Origin of the sequence: Hymenobacter sp. YC55 (assembly GCF_029433095.1) — a bacterium.
Lineage (GTDB): Bacteria > Bacteroidota > Bacteroidia > Cytophagales > Hymenobacteraceae > Hymenobacter.
The window spans coordinates 74097-96001 of record NZ_JARNTX010000002.1; the positions used below are offsets into that span (position 1 = coordinate 74097).

Sequence of the window (21905 nt, forward strand, 5' to 3'; positions counted from 1 at the left end):
CCGGGTGCGTCTCCGCTTCTCTAAATACTAGTCGCGGATATAAGGATAGTCTTGCTGTACATACACGTCCTTGTACAACTCGTCGGCAGTTGGGTAGGGTGAGTTCTCAGCGAAATCAACCGACTCTTGTACCTGCGCCTTGATCTTCTCGTCGATAGCCGCCAAGTCTTCCTCGGTAGCCATGTTGTTGGTAAGGATGGTATGCCGGACTGCCTCGATAGCATCGCGCGAACGGTAGTCTTCTAGTTCTTCCTTGGTGCGATACTTGGCAGGGTCACTCATTGAGTGACCTTTGTAGCGGTAGGTTTTGAACTCCAAGAACGTTGGGCCTTCGCCAGCGCGAGCACGCTCAGCAGCACGAGCTACTGCATTGTGCACGTCTTCTACGTTCATAGCATTCACGGGCTCCGAAGGCATGTCGTACGACTCACCTAGGGTATAGAGTTCCGTTACATTGGAAGTGCGCTGCACAGAGGTACCCATGGCGTAACCGTTGTTCTCCACTACGAAGATGACGGGCAGTTTCCAGAGCATAGCCATGTTGAAGGCTTCGTGCAAAGCGCCTTGGCGAACGGCACCATCACCCATGTAGCAGATGCAGAGGTTGCCAGTCTTGTTGTATTTCTCGGCAAAAGCCAGCCCTGCTCCTAGCGGAACCTGACCACCCACGATGCCGTGACCACCAACGAAGTTTACCTCCTTATCGAATATGTGCATGGAACCACCTTTGCCTTTCGAGCAACCCGTGGCTTTTGCAAACAGTTCAGCCATGATAGCATTTGGTGAAGTACCTAATGCTAACGGGTGGGCGTGGTCGCGGTAAGCCGTGATCCACTTATCACCTTTGGTAAGGGCTGATACGGCTCCAGCTACGCAAGCTTCCTGACCAATATAGAGGTGACAGAAACCTTTAATCTTCTGTTGCCCGTACAGCTGACCAGCCTTCTCCTCGAACTTCCGCATGAGTTGCATTTGCTCGTACCAGGTCAGATACGTCTCCTTCGGAAACTCTGGGTTAGCCGGGCTGCTTGCCTTCGGAGCACCCGTAGCAGCTTCTGCCTCGGGGTTGGAAGGGGGCAACATTGGATCTGGCTGCCTTACCGGTTCGGCTGCAGCTTCTTTGGGCTTGGATGCGGCTTTCGTAGTCGACGCTTTTTTCGTCGAATTGGAAGCCTTGGGGGCAGCCTTTACTTTCGTCTCCGCCATCTTACTTTCAGTTATTCGCGTTTGGGATGCGAAAGTACGTAAAAGGATTGCAATTACGAACCTCGCATGATTCTAGAAAACCTACACCTATTGTTCTTCAAAAACTATAGCGAAGCCAATCTTCGCCTCTCACCGCGTATCAATTGTTTTGTGGGTGACAACGGAAGCGGCAAGACCAACTTACTAGATGCTATTCATTACCTCTCTCTTACTAAAAGCGCTTTCTCTACTGCCGATACCCAAAGCATAAAACAAGACGAAGAGTTCTTTGTGGTGAAAGGTCGTTTTCAGCGCACTCCCGAAGACGCTGCTCTTCCATCTTTACCACTCCCTACCGAGGTCATTCAGGTTAGTTTGCGAGTTGGTCAGAAGAAAGCAGTGACTCATGACAAGCAACCTTATGAACGTATATCCGACCACATAGGTCGATATCCGGCAGTACTTATTTCCCCCTATGATACCGATCTTATCCGGCAGGGCAGCGAAGAGCGACGCAAGTATTTCGATAGTCTCATCTCGCAGCTCGACCATGAGTACCTGGAGCTGCTTATTGCTTACAACCACATTCTGCGGCAGCGCAACTCATTGCTCAAGCTGGCGGCCGAGCGCCAAGGCGGTTACGACCGAGAGTACCTACTTGTATTAGACGAGCAGTTGGTACCGGCTGGTCAAAAAATAATAGAAGCTCGTCAGCAGTTCTTACAAGACTTCACTCCTGTTTTCCAGCGCCACTACCAGCAGCTCGCCGACAGTCGGGAAATTGTCACGCTTGATTATAAGACCCAACTGCTCGAAGCTGACTTTGCCAAGCTCCTCCGTTTGAATGAGCGCAAAGACCTTGCGCTACAACGCACCACTGTTGGGCCTCACAAGGATGACTTCGTTTTCTTGATGGACGGTTTACCCGTCAAAAGCTATGGCTCGCAGGGTCAGCAGAAGTCATATGTCATTTCCCTGAAGCTGGCTCAATTCGAGATACTGGCTGCGCGCAAACAGCACAAGCCCTTACTCCTACTCGACGATATTTTTGACCGGCTCGATGAGAAACGTATTACTCGCCTTTTGCAGTTAGTTGCTGACCATACCTTCGGGCAAGTCTTCTTAACCGATACACACCTCGACCGTACCGACCGAGCATTGGCCAACTTATCAGAACAAGTCAGCCGTTTTCGAGTCGAAAGAGGAACGGTAGTAGCGCTGTAGTTTCTACGGAAGTATATTTACTGTTCGCTTTTACAGGCTCGTTTTCACGCGCATTATTATAACGTCTGACCTTGAAAAAACCTAGCTCCGTCGAAAACTCCCGTCAGGGAGATATTGTATCTCTCAAGGACAGCATCAAGTCTTTGCTTAAGGCGTACCGCCTGCAAGGCAAGCTGAACGAAGTGACTGTCGTTGCGAGCTGGGAGCGTGTGATGGGCAAGGCAGTTGCCTTAAAGACCAAGGAGGTATATGTGAGCAATGGCAAGCTATTCGTTCGTCTTACCTCTGCTCCTCTCAAGCACGAACTGGTAATGGCAAAGACGCGTGTTATGGAGCTGATCAACTCGGAAGTCGGCGAAGCCGTCATCAAAGAGGTTGTGTTTCTTTAGAAAGTAGGTAGCTAGTGTGAGTGGCTCCTATTATAGTTTGTCTGTGCTCTTATAGTGTGCCCTTACTCGGATTTACACCAGTTCACTGCTTAGCTTCTTCTTATCCTGTTAGCACTTTCTCTACAGCACACTTTAGATGCTCTGGACACTGCTGCTGTCAACATCTCGAATTGTATGTCTAGTGAATCTTTATAGCTAGACAGATCCGAGCATTTGTGCTTTTGAGAGTCCTCCCTTTTCTTACTTGCTTTAGGTGAGTTACTGAAACACCAGTTCTCAGCTGCTGGCATAGTATAGACCTCTGCCTCGAATCAATTTATCTGAGCGCCCGTCAATGGGTCAGCTCTGGGTTGGTTCGCTTACTACTCTCATACAACCTCTTTTATGGCCTCCACTCTCCTACCGGATTTTAGGCCGGTATCTTATTCGCGCGTCACTCTTACGGAACTGATGATTCCATCGTATGCCAATTTCGGCGGCAAGATCCACGGCGGCATTCTTCTTTCCTTAATGGATAAAGTAGCCTATGCTGCTGCCTCCAAACACGCGGGTACATACTGCGTCACCGTCAGTGTCGATGGCGTTAACTTTCTTCAACCGGTTGAAGTCGGCGAGCTAGTTTCGCTACTGGCTTCCGTTAACTATGTCGGCAGAACTTCACTGCTAGTCGGCATCAAGGTTATTGCGGAAGACGTTCGTACGGGCACCGTCAAACATACCAACACTTCCTACTTCACCATGGTGGCCAAAGATGACGCTGGCAAACCAACGGGTGTACCAGGTCTGTCATTGGAATCAACCGAGGACACGCGGCGCTTTCTGGAGGCTATCAAAAGGCGCGAGTTTAACGCGCAGCACCGACGCGAGTTTGACAATGCTCTGACAGCTCTTGCAGTTGAACAGCAGCTCCACCTTCTCGACCAGGAGAGGTGCAAGATTGTGTATTGAAAACTTGTTATCAGGGCCTCTTACTCTACTTAGCCAGAAGGCTTTTTAGAGCGTTGCTTATAACACAACATACTTCACGTAAAACGGCGAGATGCACCTAAATGCGTCTCGCCGTTTTGCTGTTTTGGCAGGTGCAGTTTAGTGCCGAGCATTAGGCTATCTGACATGCCTCCTCTACTCCAGTTCGCCTACCCACGCCCTTGTTGTAGAGCTTAAAATTTACCCTGTCGAGGCACCTAGTATTCTAGCTTATCAGTGCGTCTATACGCTCATTAAGTAGCTATATAATCCCTAGCTCTCACCTATCAAGTTATCATCCGTGTTGTCTCCTGAGCTACTATCATCGCATCAAACTAAGCACGGATAATTGGTATGTGTCCGAGGCGCAACAGACAAATATGTTTCACGTGGAACATATTTGTTAGCGTGGACCATACACTTTCAGCAGTAGCTCATTGTAAGCCTCTAGCAGGGAAATATACTTGGTTTGGAGGGTCATGAGCTGTTTAACACAGTCTTGCTCAGGCTGCTGTAACGGCACACTACGTTGCGTTACACTCTGTAAAGGTGTAACAGGAGCAGCAGATGATACAAATGGTAGAGGCGCCTGTTGTAACGCCGTAAAGTCATTGGAAAAATCGTGTCCAATTATATCACCAACACGAGTTACAAAGGTGTAATCAAGTGTCTCTTCCTTGAATTTACGATATATAGTAGGACGTGTAATACCCAACTCATCTACGATACGGGTAATAGAAATACCGCTGTTTTTGATGGCTTCTTGCAGTATTTGACCCTGATGCGACATGATTTGAGTTGATGTAAAACGAGATTGTAAATATGACACTTCTGTACGGAACAACAAAACAAGTCCTGTAAATAGTGATACGATACGCAACGTGTAACATCATACAATAGTTACAAGTGTAATACACTTTACAATGTCAAGCGTAACATTTACGTCCGTTACATTAGTGTACACTGTACTGTGGACAGTTCAAGCAAAACGCGCTATACAGCGAATCGAGCACGCTTTTCTTTATTGTTACGCTCCTGAACACCCATTTCTTGGTAAGTGAGTTGCCTAAGCACAAAGGCAACAGTGCCGGCTTCGCTGAGCAGTAGATAGTGAATGATGTTGCGAGCCATGAACAGGCAGACTTATGCCTTCATTACGATTAACGCTCAATGGCAGAGCTGGCTAGTAGATGGGCTAAATAATTGGGAAGTAGTACCTCATGTTATCGAGTTGTAATAGCCGATATCTGTAGACTAGCTTACTCGCATTCCGAGGCGCACGCGTAAGCCGAACAGACGTACTTCTACCCTCTACCCTGTGCACACCAATTCGTGATTTGGCGCTCGTATGCTGCGTCTAAATTCCAGGGTTGCTGGGTGCTTTTCAAGGCCTGCTTCATCCTCCGCTGACATGGGTAAAGGTTACCTTCATAGATGGTGTGATGCTTGCGAAGGAGGCGCCAATTAAGCATCAGCAAGTCGGGGCTCGATGCCAATTTTGTCAGCAGCAGCTTGCTCTTGATCGGCTCTTGAAAGGTCTCCAAACGAGTGGTCTCGAAGACCGTGTCCAACCAGGTATACCTGCCAAATACGGACGACTGGAACCCGCCAAACTGCTTATAGAAACGTTAATGATGAAGGCTGACTAGGAAGCCCACTCACCGTTTTAGCGAGACTATTTGCTCTAGTTTCCGATTGAAGCACCATCCAACCTTACCATCTTGATAGTCTGTGTAGAGACGAAGAGCTACTTAAGCTTAAGCCGGAACAACGTTGCTGTGCCAGGCGCCACATGTAGTACAGCTGTATACTCCTGAGGGTAGCATAAGCAGAAGCCCGAAGGAAGAAACCGGTATTTTAGAGGCTAGAAATTCTACTTTACCCATGTTCTTACCATGAAACGAATCATTCTATTGCTCTTAGTGGCGCTAGTAGCTGTGGGTGGCTACTTCTACTACCAGAGCTTGAAAGCAGGACCCAAGTATGCGCTAGTGCAAGTGGCCAACGCAGCACGCACCCACGACATGGCCACCTTCGAGCGCTATGTTGATGTGAACAGCGTGACGGGCAATCTGGTGGATCAAGTAGCAAACCAAGGGTCATCGCTCGGGCTGCTTAATCCGGGAGGGCTGACTTTCAAAAGTGCTTTACGAATGCTAAAGCCTCAGCTGACGCAAGTAGTCCGGAAGGAGGTGCAGCAATTCGTTGAAACCGGTTCGTTGCAGAGAGCAGCTAACGCAGCTGCCTCCAAGGGCATGATGAATATCTCGCTGGCAGGTCTTGCGGGCAAAGTGGCAAGTCCCGACAGCAAGTTCAAGGACGTGAAATACGTGAAGGAGGAGGGCGAGCAAGCACTAGTCGGTATTGAGTTCACGCAACCTAAATACGACACGACCATGGTGGTGGAACTGAAAATGCTCAACCGCGGCGACCATTGGCAGGTAACAGAAATAACAAACACCGGCGACTTGCTTAAGCAGGTAGCGCGGCTAGAAAAGCAACGGCTATTAAGATAACTAGCGCAAAGCTGGCAGAGACCGAAGACTGTCAGTTTCATCAGAGTTTACTCATTCAAGACAAAGCCCCTCACCGCTGTTGCAGTGAGGGGCTTTGTCTTGAATGAGCCTTTAGAGGTATGCTATACCACTCCCGTATTGGAGTTGCCACGGCCGGCAAACAGGTAGTAGATGATTAGTCCGCCCAATGGGAAGAAGAAAATAATAGCGGCCCAGAGTAGCTTCTTGCCAATAGTCCAAGGCTGCTTGAAAACGTCAATCAGAGCCAATACATCCAGCGCTAAAAGGACGAAGCCCCAAAGGCTAAGGCCGCCTCTGCTGTTGAAACGGCTACAGGCGCTAGTTGTGAGGGTAAGCGCAAGCATCGGCGCAATTACTGCAAATCGGTTTAGATAAGGTGCGAGTTTGTTCATGGGAGTCGGGAGTGAGTTGGTTTGCGAGTTTTCTACGCACAACTCCCGGAATAGATATAGAACACGACCTATAATAATTATAACTAATTGATTTACAGAATATTGCCTAAATAAACACGCACTTGTTGAAGAAACGCAAGGCCCGATTGCGGAATAAGCACCAAGCCGAGCAGTATCCCGAACAAAGCGCCATAGAAGTGCGCGTCGTGGTTGATATTGTCGCCCCGACGGCGACCTTGGAAATAGGAATACGCCAAGTATAGGAAGCCAAACAGAAAGGGTTGGATTGGAATAGGCAGTGGGAAAATGATGATACCACCTCCACCTTTAGCCACTGGGTAGAACAAGATACTGGCAAACAGCACCGACGATACGCCGCCCGAGGCCCCAAGGCTGCGGTAAGCCGGGTCGTGGCGGTGGCGGAAATAAGTGGGAATGTCTGACAGAATGATGCCACCTATATACAGCAGCAGGAAACAAGCAATGCCGGTACGCAAGCCATACGTGCTGGCAAACTCAGCTAATACGGCCGGACTGAAAGAGTAGAACGCAAACAGGTTGAAGCCCAGATGCACGAAATCGGCGTGCAGAAAACCGGAGGTAAGAAACCGGTACCACTCGCCACGCTGCGACACGAGGTAAGGGCTGAAGATCCACTTCTCCATTAGCTCCCGATTAGACCAAGCGTACATAGAAATACCAGCCGTCAGGGCTATCAGAATCAGGGCAGGGTTAATGAAGGGCATTGACAGAAGCTTAGGAACGAGCAGAACAAGCTGCTGCTTGAATGTGTGAAGGTGCGGTGTACTGGTGACAGCAAGCTTTAAAACCCCTTTAGGCTACTGCTCACGGTCCATGAGTTGGAGAGCAAGCTGCAACAATGGTGCTTTGCGTGTTTCGGAGGCTTCTACGCGCTGCAAATGCTGCAAGGCATCCTGGAAGTAGTCGTTGATGAGCGCTTCGGTCTGAGGGCGAATTTCGAGCTCATCGTAGAGGGTACGAATGGCATGCACCTTTACTTCGGCACTCAGTACGGGCTGGCCGATGTGCCGCGCCAATACGGCCTGCTGCCGAGCATTGGCTTGCGCTTGGGCAGTGAGCAGCAAGAAGGTTTTCTTATCCGAGACAATATCGCCCCCAACGCGCTTGCCGAAAGTGGCAGCGTCGCCGTAAACGTCGAGTAGGTCGTCGCGGAGCTGGAAGGCCAAGCCGATGCCCACGCCGAACTGGCGCAGGTGGTCGGCGTCGGTGGTGCTGGCGCCGCCAAGCAGGGCGCCTAGCTCCAGCGCGAAGCCGAGGAGAACAGCTGTTTTCAGCCGAATCATATCCAGGTATTGCGCGATGCTGACTTCGGTTTCGGTTTCGAAATTCATGTCCCACTGCTGGCCCTCGCACACCTCGGCAGCGGTCTGGCTGAAGCGGCGCAGGATGGTAGGCAGCAGGTGAGCGGGCACGTCAAAGAACAACTCGTAAGCCCGCACCAGCATCACGTCGCCACTCAGGATGGCCACGTTGGCGTTCCACTTTTCGTGCACCGTGGGCTGGCCGCGGCGTAGCGGAGCTTGGTCCATGATGTCGTCGTGGAGCAAGGTGAAGTTGTGGAATACCTCTACGCCTAACGCGGGTTTGAGCACCGGGTCGAGGTCGTCGGTAAAGACGTGGGCGCCGAGCAGCGCAAGCAGCGGCCGGATGCGCTTGCCGCCAAGGGCCATGATGTAGCGGATGGGCTCGTAGAGCGCCGAAGGCTGGTCGCCGTAGTGTAGACTATCGAGGCCAGTGGTGATCTTGTTGCTGAAGAAAGAAAGGTCCACGGAAAAGCGGGTACGGTTCAGGTGGAAAGGTACGGAGGAGTGACTGAGAAGCTAAGTAAGCCACCGCAGAGCAACTAAAAACGTCTGTCATCCTGAGCTTGCGAAGGACCTTATCATACTAGAACAAGACGTGACTACGATAGTCGTTCCAACAGGATAAGGTCCTTCGCAAGCTTAGGATGACAGACGTTCAGGAAGGCGCTGCCCACATAAAACTTCTACCGCCGGCGCTTGCCTTTGTCCCCGCCGGGTCGGCCGCCGGAGCGGCCGTTGCTGCGCTCGGGGCGGTAGCCGCGGGGAGGACGGTTTTCGCGGCGCTCCTGCTGCTCGCGCTGCTTCACCGAATCGGGCCGGTTGTCTACCAGTTCAAAGTCGATGGTGCGGTCGAGCAGGTTGGCGGCCTTCACTACCACTTGCAGCTCATCGCCGAACTGGATGATGCGCTTGGTCCGCTGACCCACGATGCGGTAGTTGTCTTTGTCAAGCTCGAAGAAGTCGCCGGGAATCTCGCTCAGGCGCACCATGCCTTCGCACTTATTCTCCTCGATTTCCACGTACATGCCGCGCTCCGTGAGGCCCGACACCACGCCGGTGAACGTCTCGCCGATAACCTCCGACATGAACTCCACCTGCTTGTATTTGATGCTGGCCCGCTCGGCAGAAGCGGCTAGTTTCTCGCGCTCCGAAGAGTGCTTGCACTCTTCTTCCACCGGTCCCACCTCTACGTTCTTCCCGCCTTCGAGGTAGTGCTCGAGCAGACGGTGCGCCATCATATCGGGGTAACGACGGATGGGCGACGTGAAGTGCGAATAGTGGTCGAAGGCCAGACCGAAGTGGCCGAGCGGCTCGGTGGTGTAGATGGCCTTGCTCATGGTGCGCACGGCCAGCGTCTGAATCACGTTCTGCTCGGGGCGGCCCATTACTTCCGTCGAGAGGTCGTTGAGCTCGGTGCTGAGCTTCTTGGGGTTGCTCAGGTCGAGGTCGTGGCCGAATTTCTTAGCGAAGAGGGCGAAGGTTTGGAGGCGGTCCGGGTCGGGCGCTTCGTGCACACGGTATACCATGGTGAAGCGCGGCTTGCGGTTTTTGAGGCGAAACACAAACTCAGCCACCTTACGATTGGCCAGCAGCATAAACTCCTCGATCATCTTGTGCGCGTCCTTGCGCTCCTTCACGTACACACCGAGCGGCTTGCCTTCGGCATCAAGCTTGAACTTCACCTCTTGCGTTTCGAAGCTGATGGCACCTTGCTTGAAGCGCTTTGCGCATAGCTTCTTGGCGATGCTGTTCATGAGCTGAATCTCGGCGGTGTAGTCGGCTTCCAAGCCTTCAATCCGCTCCTGCGCTTCTTCGTAGGCAAAGCGTCGGTCGGAGTGGATAATAGTTTTGCCGAACCACGAATCGTACAGCTTACCGTTCTCGTCGAGCTCGAACACCGCCGAGAACGTCAGCTTGTCTTCGTTGGGCCGTAGCGAGCAAAGACCATTGGAGAGGCGTTCGGGCAGCATTGGAATCACGCGGTCCACGAGGTACACCGACGTGGCGCGGTGCTTGGCTTCACGCTCCAGCTCAGTCCCGGGCTTCACGTAGTGCGTCACGTCGGCGATGTGCACCCCAATTTCCCAATTGCCGTTTTCCAGCTTCTGAATGCTCAAGGCATCGTCGAAGTCCTTGGCATCGGCGGGGTCAATGGTAAAGGTGGTGATGTTGCGGAAGTCGCGGCGGCGGCTGATTTCGTCTTCTGAAATCTGGTCGGATATGGCTTCCGATTCCACTTCCACTTCGTGCGGAAACTCGAAAGGCAAGCCAAACTCAGCCATGATGGCGTTTATCTCGGCCTCGTTCGCGCCGGCTTGTCCGAAGCTGCGCACTACTTCCCCTACCGGCGAGTGGCCGGCGTCATTGTCGGGGAATTCAGTGATGCGCACCAGCACCTTGTCGCCGTGGTTGGCTCCATGTAGGTTCTCGAACGGCACGAACACATCGAAGTACAGCTTGCGGTTGTCGGGCTTCACGAAGCCAATGCCGCCTTGCAATTGCAAGCGGCCTACCACCTCGGGACGTACGCGGTTGAGTACTTCTACCACGTCGCCGACAGGCCGGCCGTCGCGGGAGCCGCGCAGGCGCACACGCACGGTGTCGCCGTTCATGGCAAACTTCAGCCGGTCGGTAAATACGCGCACGTCACTTTCACTTTCCTCGCTGACAACGAAAGCAAAGTTGTCGGTGGCCAACGCTACGGTACCCGTGATAGTGTCGCCGCCGCTGTCTTGTCGGCGCCGGGTTTCGGGCCGCAATTCATCGGAAGGGAAGTCGAAGCCCGCTCCGCGGCGGCGGTGCACAACGGGGTCGTTGCCGAACTCGGCTTGCACCGAGCGGGCAGGCTTGGCAGGCACGGGCGTGTTATCGTCGTGGCGGCGTTTTTTGCTGCTAGCAGGCACCGTAGCGCGCGCAGCAGCCTCCGGGTCGGTCAGGCGGTATTCGTCGTTGGAGACGAGCGTGAGTATGCCGGAGTTCTTTAGCTCGCGCAGGTGGGCAAACACCACTTCGCGCTGCTCTTTGGTAGTGACGCCGAGGCGCCGGGAGAGTTGGCGATATGCAACAACCTCCGTGGGTCTATCGGTGAATATGCGGTAGACCTGGTCTTTGGTTACCGTGATAGGAGCAGCCTGTTCGCTGCGGGCTGCCTTCGCGCGAGGGGCGCGGGGGGCGGCGGTTTCGTCTTTTCTTTTCATCAGAAAATAAAGGCCGCCAGGGGTTGTCGTTTTCTCAGGCGGCGGGGTGATAGAAGGAAAGTCAGCCGGATTAGCGACTTTCCAAGGTGAATGTACTTGGCCCAATGCCAGCGTCAGTAGCTGACTATTCGGGCTTCAAGAAGATAATACGGAATATATCCGCAAATAACTATTTCAGGCCGGAAAAGCACTGTTAGGGATTTACGACGACCAACTGCTTTAACACCGTTTCGCCGAAATCAGTTACATCCCACTCTTTTAAATCTGAAACCTGCCCGTCGCCAACTTCCACTACTACCCATTTACCCGCCACCAGTTGCGCCACATCTAGCGAGTAAAAAAGACGGGGCGCTAGCCGGGCCAGCACGGGTCGTAGGGCAGTAGGCAGTTCCACACTGTGGGCTCCGTAGGCTACTCCTGCTACCACAAAAAACCGCCGCTCCGAGTTCGGCATTAGCTCTGCAAACTCTCGCACAAATAGCACTTCGTCGGCGGGCACCTGATGCTTTTCATGTAGCCGAATGTACTGCGCTTCCGAAGCCACCATAGAATCGGCGCCAAACGACTTAACTAGTCCTTTCACAAAATAGCGCTGGCCGGCCTTGAAATCTGGCGCGACACCAGCGGGCTGAAACCAACTCGGAAACGTGTATTCTGCTATCTGATCGTACCAGCCCGTAGCCTGGTGCGACGCTTGATACTGTGCTGTGCTGACGCGCAAAGAGGTTAGTTGCTCCAAGGCTTCGTACTCAGTTGCCGAAAGCATCCAGCCCCGATAAAGCGTGGGAGCAGTTGTGAGCTGGCGCGGGAAAAGCCGGCCGGTTGCCTCGTCGAAGAGAGTAAGTTCTATCCCATTATTGAGCCCCCATTGGTACTCCGGCTCCCACAAAGGGTCAACGGTTTGGGGCTCGTAAGGCAAAGATGGGTAGACGATACGCATAGAAGATGTTGCTGGCTTTGGGAGCCGTTAGGCAACTGTAGCACGAAGCTCCGGCTTCGGCGTTACACCCGGCTAGCCACGGCAGCGCGAATATCAGCGGGCTCGTCTTTGGGAATGGCGGCTAGGAGTTGCTTGGTGTAGTCGTGCTGCGGATGAGCGTAGAGTTCGGCGGCCGGGCCGCTTTCTACTATTTGACCCTGGCGCATCACCAGCAGGCGGTCCGACATAAAGCGGGCAACGGACAGGTCGTGGGTGATGAAGAGGTAGGTGATGTTGAACTCGCGCTTAAGATCATTGAGCAGGTTGAGCACTTGCGCCTGCACTGATACGTCGAGGGCAGAGACGGACTCGTCGCAGATGATGCACTTGGGTTGCAAGGCCAGAGCACGGGCTATGCAGATGCGCTGGCGCTGGCCGCCACTGAACTCGTGCGGGTAGCGCTGGTACTGCGCTTCGGTAAGGCCAACAGTGCGCAGCAGCTCCAGTACCCGGGTCTTTTGCTGGTCTTTGGTACCGCCCACGTTGTGCACCCGCATAGGCTCCAGAATGGCTTCGCCTACGGTCATCATCGGGTTGAGGGCAGCGTAGGGGTCCTGAAATACCATCTGAAACTCGCGGCGGCGGCGGCGCAACTCTCCGGCAGGCAGCTTAGCCAAATCCACCCCTTCAAACAGAATGCTGCCCGACGTTGGCTCAACCAACCGGAGCAACGCCCGGCCTAAGGTAGTCTTGCCGCAGCCCGACTCTCCTACCAGACCCACCGTCTCGCCCGGATAAATATCGAAGCTCACGCCATCCACGGCCCGTACCACCTCGGGCTTACGGTTGAAGAAGCCTTTGCGAATAGGGAAATGCACGTTCAGCTTTTCCACTTGCAGCAGCGGCGCGGTGCTGGTTGCATGTGTGATTAATTGGCTGTGTTCGGAAGTGCCACTGAACGAAGATGAAATAAGTTCTACCCCATTTGCATCTGCCGTAGCCGGGCGTGCATCAAGGACAGCAGCGTCGCTGCCTGCAGCTGGCAATGCCAGACCAGACTCTAGCGTAGGTGCGGTTTCAACTCCCAAAAAGGAGTTACTGAGGTGTGGAACATCGGAATGTTCCACGGGGAACGTTTTGGTAGTTTCAATTCCGTTTTTAGGAGGCTCAACCGTGAATTCACTGGTTTCACTAGCAGTGAGTTGCGTAGAAGCTTGTTCCGTGGAAATAAAGCCTCCATCGGCTGTTTCACGCATGAAATCGGCTACTACTGGTAATTTTTTTCGGCCTACCGATAATTTTGGCCGACAGGCGAGTAAGCCTTTTGTGTACGGGTGTTGAGGGTTGGTGAAGATGTCGAGCACAGGCCCCTGCTCCACCACGCGGCCCCGGTACATGACTAGGATACGGTCGGCTATTTCCGCTACTACGCCGAGGTCATGGGTGATGAAGAGGACGGCGGTGTTGTGCTGGCGGCGCAGCTGGTCGATGAGCTGGAGCATGCGGGCCTGCACTGTTACGTCGAGGGCCGTGGTGGGCTCGTCGGCAATGAGGATAGCAGGGTTGCAAGCCATGGCCATGGCTATCATCACGCGCTGCTTCTGGCCCCCGCTGATTTCGTGCGGGTAGGACTTGAAGATTTTTTCCGGCCGCGGCAGCTGCGCCATCGTGAACAGCTCTACCGTGCGGGCTTCAGCTTGCTTGGCATCGAGGTTGGTGTGTAGGCGCAGGGCTTCCACCACTTGGCTGCCGCAGGTGTACACCGGGTTCAGGGACGTCATCGGCTCCTGAAAAATCATGCTGATGTCGTTGCCGCGCACCTGTTGCAGTTGCTCTTCGGTGAGCTTCAGCAGGTCCACCTCGCCGAGCGCCTCGGAGTGGAAGCGGGCCTCCCCCGTCGTGATGCGGCCCGGCGGCAGCGGAATCAGCCCCATCAAGGCCAACGACGTCACCGACTTGCCCGACCCCGACTCGCCCACAATAGCCAGCGTTTCGCCCCGGTGCAGGTCGAACGATATGTCCGACACGGCCCGCGTGTCGCCGCGGTGGCTGGAGAAGTCGATGGTTAGGTTGCGGACGGAGAGAATGGGGTCGAACATAAAGCAACGCCAACTTTCAGTTGGCGGATAATGAGACGAAGTCAGTAAAGATAAGGCAGTATGGGTGTAGCGCGAAGCGGGAGGTGCTTGACGGGTTGAACGTAGAACGGTCTAATATTTCAATCGTCTGAGTAGCCTATCTGTCATGCTGAGCGCAGCCGAAGCATCTCGCTAGGGTGGCAAATGCCTTATGAGCTCAACGATTCGAGCGAGATGCTTCGGCTGCGCTCAGCATGACAGTTACTTTGGCAACATCAGCACGTGAGATGCTCGGGCCCTGGCTTGATGCGCCCACATGTTCAACAGGACAGATTATAAAGCAATGACTCAATGATTAAAGCGGCCTCGTTTGGCTCAACTCGCTGAGCTAGTAGCCGACCTTAATAAAAAACGGCCGGTTGGAAGAGTTCCAACCGGCCGTTTTAGGGCATTTAAAGCGTCAATTATTTAGGAAGCAGCTGTGGCTTCGGCATCGTGGCGGGCTTGGGCGGCTTCCGGGTCTTCGGCAGCTAGGGGCTTGGCCTCTTGGTACTGGTGGCCGTAGAAGCGAGTTTGGTTGAGCAGGATTAGGGCTACCCCAATGAAGATAGAAGAGTCAGCGATGTTGAAGATGGGGAAGTCGGGAATGACTTTTCCACCTACCAGCGGCCAAGACGTGGGGAAGAAACCATCCGGAAAATCGACAAACAACATGTCAATTACCTGCCCGTGCAGCCAGGGCGTAGGCACGCCAAAGGGCGCATTGTCGTAGATGATGCCGTAGAAAATTGAGTCGATTAGGTTGCCAATGGCACCGCCTAGAATCAGGGCAATGCAGATTAGTAGGCCTTGGGGTGCCCGCTCCTTCCACAGCCGGTAGATGTAGTAGCTAATACCCGTTACGGCCACGATTCGGAAGATGGTAAGTACCACTTTACCATAAGGTGGCGGCAGTTCAAACCCAAAGGCCATGCCTGGATTCAGGGTGTAATGCAGTTTAAACCAATCACCGAAAACCGGGACTTCGCCGGGCATGCCGGGCTGCATGTACGTGTGCACAGCCCACTTCGAGAGCTGATCAATGGCAATGACCAGCAGGGCCACCAAATAGTATTTCCAATATTTCATAGGGTACGGGTGAGAAGCAAGAGGCTAGAAGCGGGTTTGAAAGACTGACAGAAAAGCAGTGTTCTAACCTCCCTCCCATCCTAGCACAAAGTGACGCAGAATTTTAGACTTCGCTGCCCCGAGGCGGGTCCTATCTTCTGTGCCGTTGGTATATGTTTCGAGGGGCTGTTTGTGCCGTTTTAAGCTGAATCGAGTGGGATTTAGACGAATACATACGCCCTAGCCGCAGGTTTGGACGCTGGTGTACTTTTCAGTAGTGAGTAATGAGACAAAGAACCTGTTGAATAAATCGATAACCCGTCATGCTGAGCGCAGCCGGAGGCGTAGTCGAAGCATCTCGCTCGAATCGTTGCTAGTAGATGATTTTACCACACTAGCGAGATGCTTCGACTGCGCTCAGCATGACGGATTGATGCACTCAGCCATTTGCAACTTCCAGCTGCACCGGCACCTTATACTCGTCGAATTCCAGCACCGAGCCGCCGTTCACGTCCGCCGCAAAGTCCAGCGCTACCGCCTGGATTTCGCCCCGGATATAATCCCCGAACGACTGCACGGCCGCTTCCAGGCCCGCTTGACCAGAAGCCAGCGTCACGCGGATTTTGTCTTGCACTTCCAGGCCGCTGTCTTTGCGCAGATTCTGGAGGCGGTTGACCAATTCGCGGGCTACTCCTTCGTGGCGTAACTCGTCGGTGAGGGTCACGTCGAGGGCCACGGTGAGCGGACCGTCGGTGGCTACCAGCCAGCCGGGCAGGTCGTCGGTGCGGATTTCCACGTCGTCGGGAGCCAGCGTGATGGGTTGGCCATCGACTTCTACAGCTAATTGGCCAGTCTTTTCCAGGGTGCTGATTTCCTCAGGCGTCATCTGCTGAATGCGCGCACCTACGGCTTTCAACCGGGCACCGTATTGCTGCCCTAGGCGCTTGAAGTTGGGCTTCACCGACTTCACCAGCACGCCGCTGGTATCGTCGAGGAATTCCACGTGCTTCACGTTCACCTCGGCGCAGATCAGGTCTTCCACCTTGGCTACCTGCTCGCGCGTGGTATCATTTAGTACCGGTACCAGGATGCGCTGCAACGGCTGCCGCACCTTCAGCACCGATTTCTTCCGCAGCGAGTGCGTGAGTGACGAGATACGCTGCGCCAGTTCCATACGCTCTTCCAACGCCTTGTCGATGCGCGTTTCATTGGCTTGCACCAGCAGCGTGAGGTGCACCGATTCGGGTGCCAGCGGCGTGTTCTTGGCCACAGCTTCTTCACGCATGCCATTGGTCATGTTCTGGTAGAGCCACTCGGCGAAGAAGGGCGCAATGGGAGCCATGAGCTGCGAAACTACCACGAGGCATTCCTGCAAGGTTTCGTAGGCCGCCTTTTTATCGGCGGTCAGCTCACCCTTCCAGAAGCGGCGGCGCGAGAGGCGCACGTGCCAGTTGGAAAGCTGGTCGGTCACGAAATCCTGGATGGCGCGGGCGGCCTTGGTAGGGTCGTAGCTGTCATAGTAGCCGCGCACTTCCAGGATCAGGGACTGCAGCTTGCTCAGGATCCAGCGGTCTAGCTCGGTTAGCTCGGCGTGCGGCACCCGGTCGAATTCGCGGGCCTGGAAGCCGTCGAGGTTGGCGTAGAGGGCGTAGAACGAGTAGGTATTGAAGAGCGTACCGAAGAAGCGGCGCTGCACTTCCGTGATGCCGGCCAGGTCGAACTTGAGGTTATCCCACGGCTGCGCATTGGCAATCATGTACCAGCGCGTAGCATCGGGACCAAACTGCTGGATGGTGGCAAACGGGTCTACGGCGTTGCCGAGGCGCTTGCTCATCTTGTTGCCGTTCTTGTCGAGCACGAGGCCGTTGGCCATCACGTTTTTGAAGGCCACTGAATCTTCCAGCATCACGCCCAAGGCGTGCAGCGTGAAGAACCAACCCCGGGTCTGGTCCACACCTTCGGCAATGAAATCAGCGGGGAAGTTCTTCTCGAACGTTTCCTTGTTTTCGAGCGGATAGTGCCACTGCGCGTACGGCATAGCCCCGGAGTCAAACCACACGTCGATGAGGTCGGGCTCCCGGTACATGGGCTGGCCGCTTGGGCTTACGAGGAAAATATCGTCCACGTAGGGCCGGTGCAGGTCCACGGTGGCGCCTTCCGGAATCGGATTGTGGGTCATCACCTCGGCAGCTACGGCCTTGTCGATTTCCTGACGCAGCTCGGCAATGCTGCCGATGCAGATTTCCTCGGTGCCATCCTGCGTGCGCCAGATGGGCAGCGGCGTGCCCCAATAGCGCGAGCGGCTCAGGTTCCAGTCCACCAGGTTTTCCAGCCAGTTGCCGAAGCGGCCAGTGCCGGTGCTGGCGGGCTGCCAGTTGATGGTTTTGTTGAGCTCGATGAGCCGGTCTTTCACCGCTGTGGTTTTGATAAACCACGAATCGAGCGGGTAGTACAGCACGGGCTTATCGGTGCGCCAGCAGTGCGGGTAGGTGTGCTCGTATTTCTCCACTTTGAAAGCCGTACCATCGCCTTTCATGCGGATGGCAATGCTTTCATCGAGGGTTTTGTAGTCGGTGCCGGAGTCGTCGTGGCCGTCGTAGTTTTTCACCCACCGGCCGCCAAACTCACCCATCTCGACCACGTAACGGCCCGTCCGGTCCACGATGGGCACCTTCTTGTTAGGGTCATCCTTATCTGGCACAAGCAAGGCCGGGATGTCGTTGAGCTGCGCGACCTTAAAGTCGTCGGCGCCGAACGTGGGCGAGATGTGTACGATACCCGTACCGTCCTCGGTGGTCACGAAGTCGCCGGCAACGACGCGGAACGCCCGCTCATCGCCCTCAAAAGACGGGAAGCCTTTGTTTGTACCGAACAATCGCTCGTAGTGGATACCCACAAGGTCAGCGCCTTTAAAGCTGCCTTCAATGCGCCACGGCAGCACCTTGTCACCCGCTTTGAATTCTTCCAGCGAAGCGTCTTTGCCTTTCTCCGAGAAGTAGCGGCCCACCAACGCCTCCGCCAGCACCACGCGAATAGGCGCGAAGGTGTAGGGATTGAAGGTGCGCACCAGCACGTACGGAATGTTCTTACCTACCGCCAAACCGGTGTTGCCGGGTAAGGTCCAGGGCGTGGTCGTCCAAGCCAGGATGAAAGTTTCGGCCGCGTCGTCGGCACCCACAAACAGCTTCTCTGACTTATCGTCGCGCTTCACTTTGAACTGCGCCACGATGGTCGTGTCTTTCACGTCGCGGTAGGTGCCGGGCTGGTTGAGTTCGTGCGAAGACAGACCGGTGCCGGCCGCTGGCGAGTAGGGCTGAATGGTGTAGCCTTTGTAGAGCAGGCCCTTGTCATAGAGTTTCTTGAGCAGCGCCCAGCAGCTTTCGATATACTCGGGCTCGAAGGTGATATAGGGGTCATCGAGGTCCACCCAATAGCCCATCTTCTCGGTGAGGTCGTCCCACTGCGCCTTGAAGCGCATCACCGTTTCGCGGCAACGCTGGTTGTAGTCCTCGATGCTGATTTTCTTGCCGATATCCTCTTTCGTGATACCTAGCTCCTTCTCGACTTGCAGCTCGATGGGCAGGCCGTGGGTGTCCCAGCCGCCTTTGCGGTTTACCTGCTTGCCTAGCAAGGTCTGGTAGCGGCAGAAGATGTCCTTCACCGTTCGGGCCATGACGTGGTGGATGCCGGGGGCACCGTTGGCCGAAGGCGGACCTTCATAAAACACGAACGTCGGCTGCCCTTCGCGGGAGCTTACGCTCTTCTCAAAGATGCCGTTCTGCTTCCACCAAGCCAGGATATCGGTACCAACTTGGCCGTAGTTGAGCGGCTGCTTGTATTCGGGGTAGTTCATATGATCTATTGATCTATGGGATCTTAAGCAAAATCGTTGCTGGCATCCTGAGGCGGTAGCCGAAGGACCTTCTCACGTTGGAACAACTCGCTTCAGAACTGTTCGAGGCATTCGTTCTAACGTGAGAAGGTCCTTCGGCTACCGCCTCGGGATGCCAAGACATTTATTGTGGTTGTTTTAACCGTTCACTTTAGGCTGTACCTGCATCCGGTTCAAATTCAGCTCGAAATCATCGTCTTCCTCGTGGTACTCATCGTCGTAGTGGCGAATAGAAGATTGGTCGATGGTTTCGTCTTTGCCGTGCTCGAAGGTAACAAGCAAAGCGGGCAACAGAATCAGGTTCGAGAAGTTGGTAATCAGCAAGCTAGCGGACATCAGCAGGCCCAAAGCCTTAGTGCCGCCAAACTCCGAGAAAGCAAACACCGAAAAGCCTAAAAACAATACAATGCTGGTGTAAATCATGCTGGTACCGGCCTCGCTGAGCGTGGTGCTAATGGCAGCCTGCACCCGCTGCCCGTTGATGGCCATTTCCTGCCGGAACTTCGCCAGCAAGTGAATGCTGTTGTCGCCGTCGATACCTAGCGCTATGCTAAAGATGAGGGCCGTACTCGGCTTAAGCGGGATACCGAAGTAGCCCATGATGCCTCCCGTGAGAAGCAGCGTAAAGAAGTTGGGCAACAGCGTGAAGAACACCGCCCGTATGCTCCGGAACAGCAGCAACACCACCAGTCCCACCAGCCCGAAAGCAATAATCAGGCTCTCTTTGAGCATGCCAATCAGGTATTCGTTGCCTTTGGTGAACAGGATAGTCGTGCCGGTCATCTTCACCTCCATGCCCGTACCGTTGAAAATCTGCTTGATTTCGGGCTGAATTTTCCGGGCCAGCAAGGTATCCAGGTTGTGCGAACCAACGTCGGCAATTTTGAGGGAAATGCGGGCACGCTGACCCGAGGAATCGGTGAACGAGCGAAGCAGCTTCTGCATCATCTGGCTGCTACCGCCCTCATTGGCCGACTGCGAGCGGGCGAGGTAACTAAGCACGTAGTTCTTCTCGGAGTTGTCGGGCAGGCGGTAGTAGTCGGGGTTGCCGTTGTAGAAGGCCTGCGTGCTGGCTTTCAAGAACGTGACGATGCTGACGGGGGTGGTCAGTTCGGGCTGAGTGCGCAGGAACTTCTCGAGCCGGTCAATCTTCTCTAAATTTTTCAGCTTCAGAATGCCCTTTTTCTTGCCCGTATCCACCACCATTTCCAGCGGCATCACGCCGTTGAAGTGCTGCTCGAAGAACTTCAGATCGGAGTTTACCGACGAATCCTTGGGCAAGTCATCGACCATGTAGGACACCGACCGCACCTTGGTTACTCCAAACGTAGCCAGCACAATCAGCACAAGGGCGGCAATGTATACCGTCTGGCGGCGCTCCAATACCAGGTAGTCGAAGAACTCTAACAGCTTGGTGAGGGGCTTGGCTTCGAGGTGCTGAAGCTGCTTGGGCGTAGGCGGCGGCAGGTAGGTAAACACGATGGGCATCATGATAAACGACACCACAAACGCCACGAAAATATTGATGGTAGCCACCGCCCCAAACTGGAACAGGATGGCAATGTTGGTGAAGCAAAACACCACAAAGCCAATGGCCGTGGTGGTGTTGTTCATCAGGGTTACGAGGCCAATCTTGCGCACTACCCGCGCCATCGCCAGCACTTGGTTGCCGGATTTGCGGTAGTCATAATGGTAGCGGCTGAGCAGATACGTACAGTTCGGGATGCCGATAACGATGATAATACTCGGAATCAGGCCAGTGAGCAGGTTGATTTTGTAGCCCATGAGCACCATGGTTCCCACACACCACACCACTACTACCAGCACAATCAGCAGCGGAAACACCACCGCCGACCAGGTGCGGAAGAACATGAACAGCGTAATGGCCATCATCACCACCGTGAGGCCCACGAAGAGCTTCATTTCGGCGGCTACTTTGGTGGTCATAGTGGCGCGCACGTAGGGCAGGCCGGCATAGTGCATCTTGATGCCGGTCTTCTGCTGAAAACGGTCGGCGTGGCTGAGAATTTCCTGCATCACCGCTTCCCGTTTCGAGGAGTTCAGAAACTTGGGGTCGAGGGTGAGGGCCAGCAGCGTGGCGCCGGTAGTCGGGCTGATGAGCTGCCCTTTGTAGAACTCCTGCGCGTTCACCACCCGCATCAGCGAGTCGAGTTCTACTTGGCTTTGCGGAGCCCGGCGGAAGATAGGCAGGGCTTTGAACGTGCTGGTAGCGGTATCCTTTTCGAGGCGCGGCAGGCGCGTCACGCTTAGCACCCCGCTCACGCCTTGCACCTTGCCGAGCGTGTCGGTGAGGGTGCGTAGCTCGTTGAAGTTGCCGAGTTCGTAGACGCTGCTGTCTTGCATGCCGAGCACGAACACGTTGCCGTCTTCGCCAAAGGTGCGCTTGAACTGCTGGAAATACACCATGTCCGGGTCGTCGGGGCTGACGACTTGGGCAAAGTCGTAGGTCATTTCCACTTTGCGTGCTTGCCAGCCCATGAATACCGTCATGGCGGCCAGTAGCAGGATCAGAATCCGCCGGTTCTTGATGACGAATAGGGCTAGTTTACTCCACATAGGCTGCTAAAATGCAGCAAAGGTACGCAACCATCGGCAGCTTATCGGACTCTATGCCACGTAAGCGGGGTCCCTCATTACGCTTGAGGTCAAGGA

At 54.4% G+C, this 21905-nt stretch carries 15 protein-coding genes; 4 read left to right on the top strand and 11 right to left on the bottom strand.

Annotated elements, in window-relative coordinates; translation table 11 throughout:
• Nucleotides 1-27: 27 nt before the first annotated feature.
• A complete protein-coding gene (gene pdhA / locus P1X16_RS13580) occupies nucleotides 28-1083 on the bottom strand; it encodes a pyruvate dehydrogenase (acetyl-transferring) E1 component subunit alpha (RefSeq protein ID WP_277229774.1) in 1056 nt (351 codons plus the stop codon).
• Nucleotides 1084-1272: 189 nt separating this feature from the next.
• Here pdhA and P1X16_RS13585 point away from each other — a divergent pair, with 189 nt between their 5' ends.
• The 3 genes from P1X16_RS13585 (at nucleotide 1273) to P1X16_RS13595 (ending at nucleotide 3746) form a co-directional block, all read left to right on the top strand.
• The gene (locus P1X16_RS13585) at nucleotides 1273-2409 is read left to right on the top strand and encodes a DNA replication/repair protein RecF (RefSeq protein WP_277229777.1); all 1137 of its coding nucleotides are present in this window, start codon (nucleotides 1273-1275) and stop codon (nucleotides 2407-2409) included.
• 71 nt (nucleotides 2410-2480) lie between these two features.
• Entirely contained in the window at nucleotides 2481-2798 is a 318-nt protein-coding gene (locus P1X16_RS13590; protein WP_277229779.1) for a DUF721 domain-containing protein, read from the top strand.
• Between the two features lie 384 nt (nucleotides 2799-3182).
• Nucleotides 3183-3746, top strand: coding sequence for an acyl-CoA thioesterase (locus P1X16_RS13595; RefSeq protein ID WP_277229782.1), 564 nt, complete (start codon nucleotides 3183-3185; stop codon nucleotides 3744-3746).
• A 421-nt stretch (nucleotides 3747-4167) separates the two neighbouring features.
• On the opposite strand, the gene P1X16_RS13600 is transcribed toward P1X16_RS13595, so the two are convergent.
• Nucleotides 4168-4554 (bottom strand): helix-turn-helix domain-containing protein, encoded by a 387-nt coding sequence (locus P1X16_RS13600; RefSeq protein ID WP_277229784.1) that lies wholly within the window; start codon nucleotides 4552-4554, stop codon nucleotides 4168-4170.
• A gap of 1105 nt (nucleotides 4555-5659) precedes the next feature.
• Between P1X16_RS13600 and P1X16_RS13605 the strand changes: the two genes are divergently transcribed.
• The gene (locus P1X16_RS13605; protein WP_277229788.1) at nucleotides 5660-6280 is read left to right on the top strand and encodes a DUF2939 domain-containing protein; all 621 of its coding nucleotides are present in this window, start codon (nucleotides 5660-5662) and stop codon (nucleotides 6278-6280) included.
• Between the two features lie 122 nt (nucleotides 6281-6402).
• On the opposite strand, the gene P1X16_RS13610 is transcribed toward P1X16_RS13605, so the two are convergent.
• The 9 genes from P1X16_RS13610 to P1X16_RS13650 form a co-directional block, all read right to left on the bottom strand.
• Nucleotides 6403-6693 carry a PLD nuclease N-terminal domain-containing protein gene (locus P1X16_RS13610; protein ID WP_277229790.1) on the bottom strand — a complete coding sequence of 97 codons (291 nt, stop codon included), beginning with the start codon at nucleotides 6691-6693 and terminating at the stop codon, nucleotides 6403-6405.
• 92 nt (nucleotides 6694-6785) lie between these two features.
• Complete coding sequence (locus P1X16_RS13615; protein WP_277229793.1) at nucleotides 6786-7439, bottom strand: rhomboid family intramembrane serine protease; 654 nt, start codon at nucleotides 7437-7439, stop codon at nucleotides 6786-6788.
• 93 nt (nucleotides 7440-7532) lie between these two features.
• A complete protein-coding gene (locus tag P1X16_RS13620; RefSeq protein WP_277229796.1) occupies nucleotides 7533-8504 on the bottom strand; it encodes a polyprenyl synthetase family protein in 972 nt (323 codons plus the stop codon).
• Between the two features lie 218 nt (nucleotides 8505-8722).
• A complete protein-coding gene (gene rnr, locus P1X16_RS13625; RefSeq protein WP_277229799.1) occupies nucleotides 8723-11236 on the bottom strand; it encodes a ribonuclease R in 2514 nt (837 codons plus the stop codon).
• Nucleotides 11237-11429: 193 nt separating this feature from the next.
• On the bottom strand, nucleotides 11430-12176 hold the full coding sequence (locus P1X16_RS13630) for an ATP-grasp domain-containing protein (protein WP_277229802.1): 747 nt from the start codon (nucleotides 12174-12176) through the stop codon (nucleotides 11430-11432).
• Between the two features lie 62 nt (nucleotides 12177-12238).
• Nucleotides 12239-14254, bottom strand: a complete 2016-nt coding sequence (locus P1X16_RS13635) for an ABC transporter ATP-binding protein (RefSeq protein ID WP_277229805.1) — start codon at nucleotides 14252-14254, stop codon at nucleotides 12239-12241.
• Between the two features lie 447 nt (nucleotides 14255-14701).
• Nucleotides 14702-15361 carry a lipoprotein signal peptidase gene (locus tag P1X16_RS13640; protein WP_277229809.1) on the bottom strand — a complete coding sequence of 220 codons (660 nt, stop codon included), beginning with the start codon at nucleotides 15359-15361 and terminating at the stop codon, nucleotides 14702-14704.
• Nucleotides 15362-15779: 418 nt separating this feature from the next.
• Complete coding sequence (ileS, locus tag P1X16_RS13645) at nucleotides 15780-19193, bottom strand: isoleucine--tRNA ligase (protein ID WP_277229811.1); 3414 nt, start codon at nucleotides 19191-19193, stop codon at nucleotides 15780-15782.
• Between the two features lie 177 nt (nucleotides 19194-19370).
• Nucleotides 19371-21809, bottom strand: coding sequence for an MMPL family transporter (locus P1X16_RS13650; protein ID WP_277229814.1), 2439 nt, complete (start codon nucleotides 21807-21809; stop codon nucleotides 19371-19373).
• Nucleotides 21810-21905: the final 96 nt, after the last annotated feature.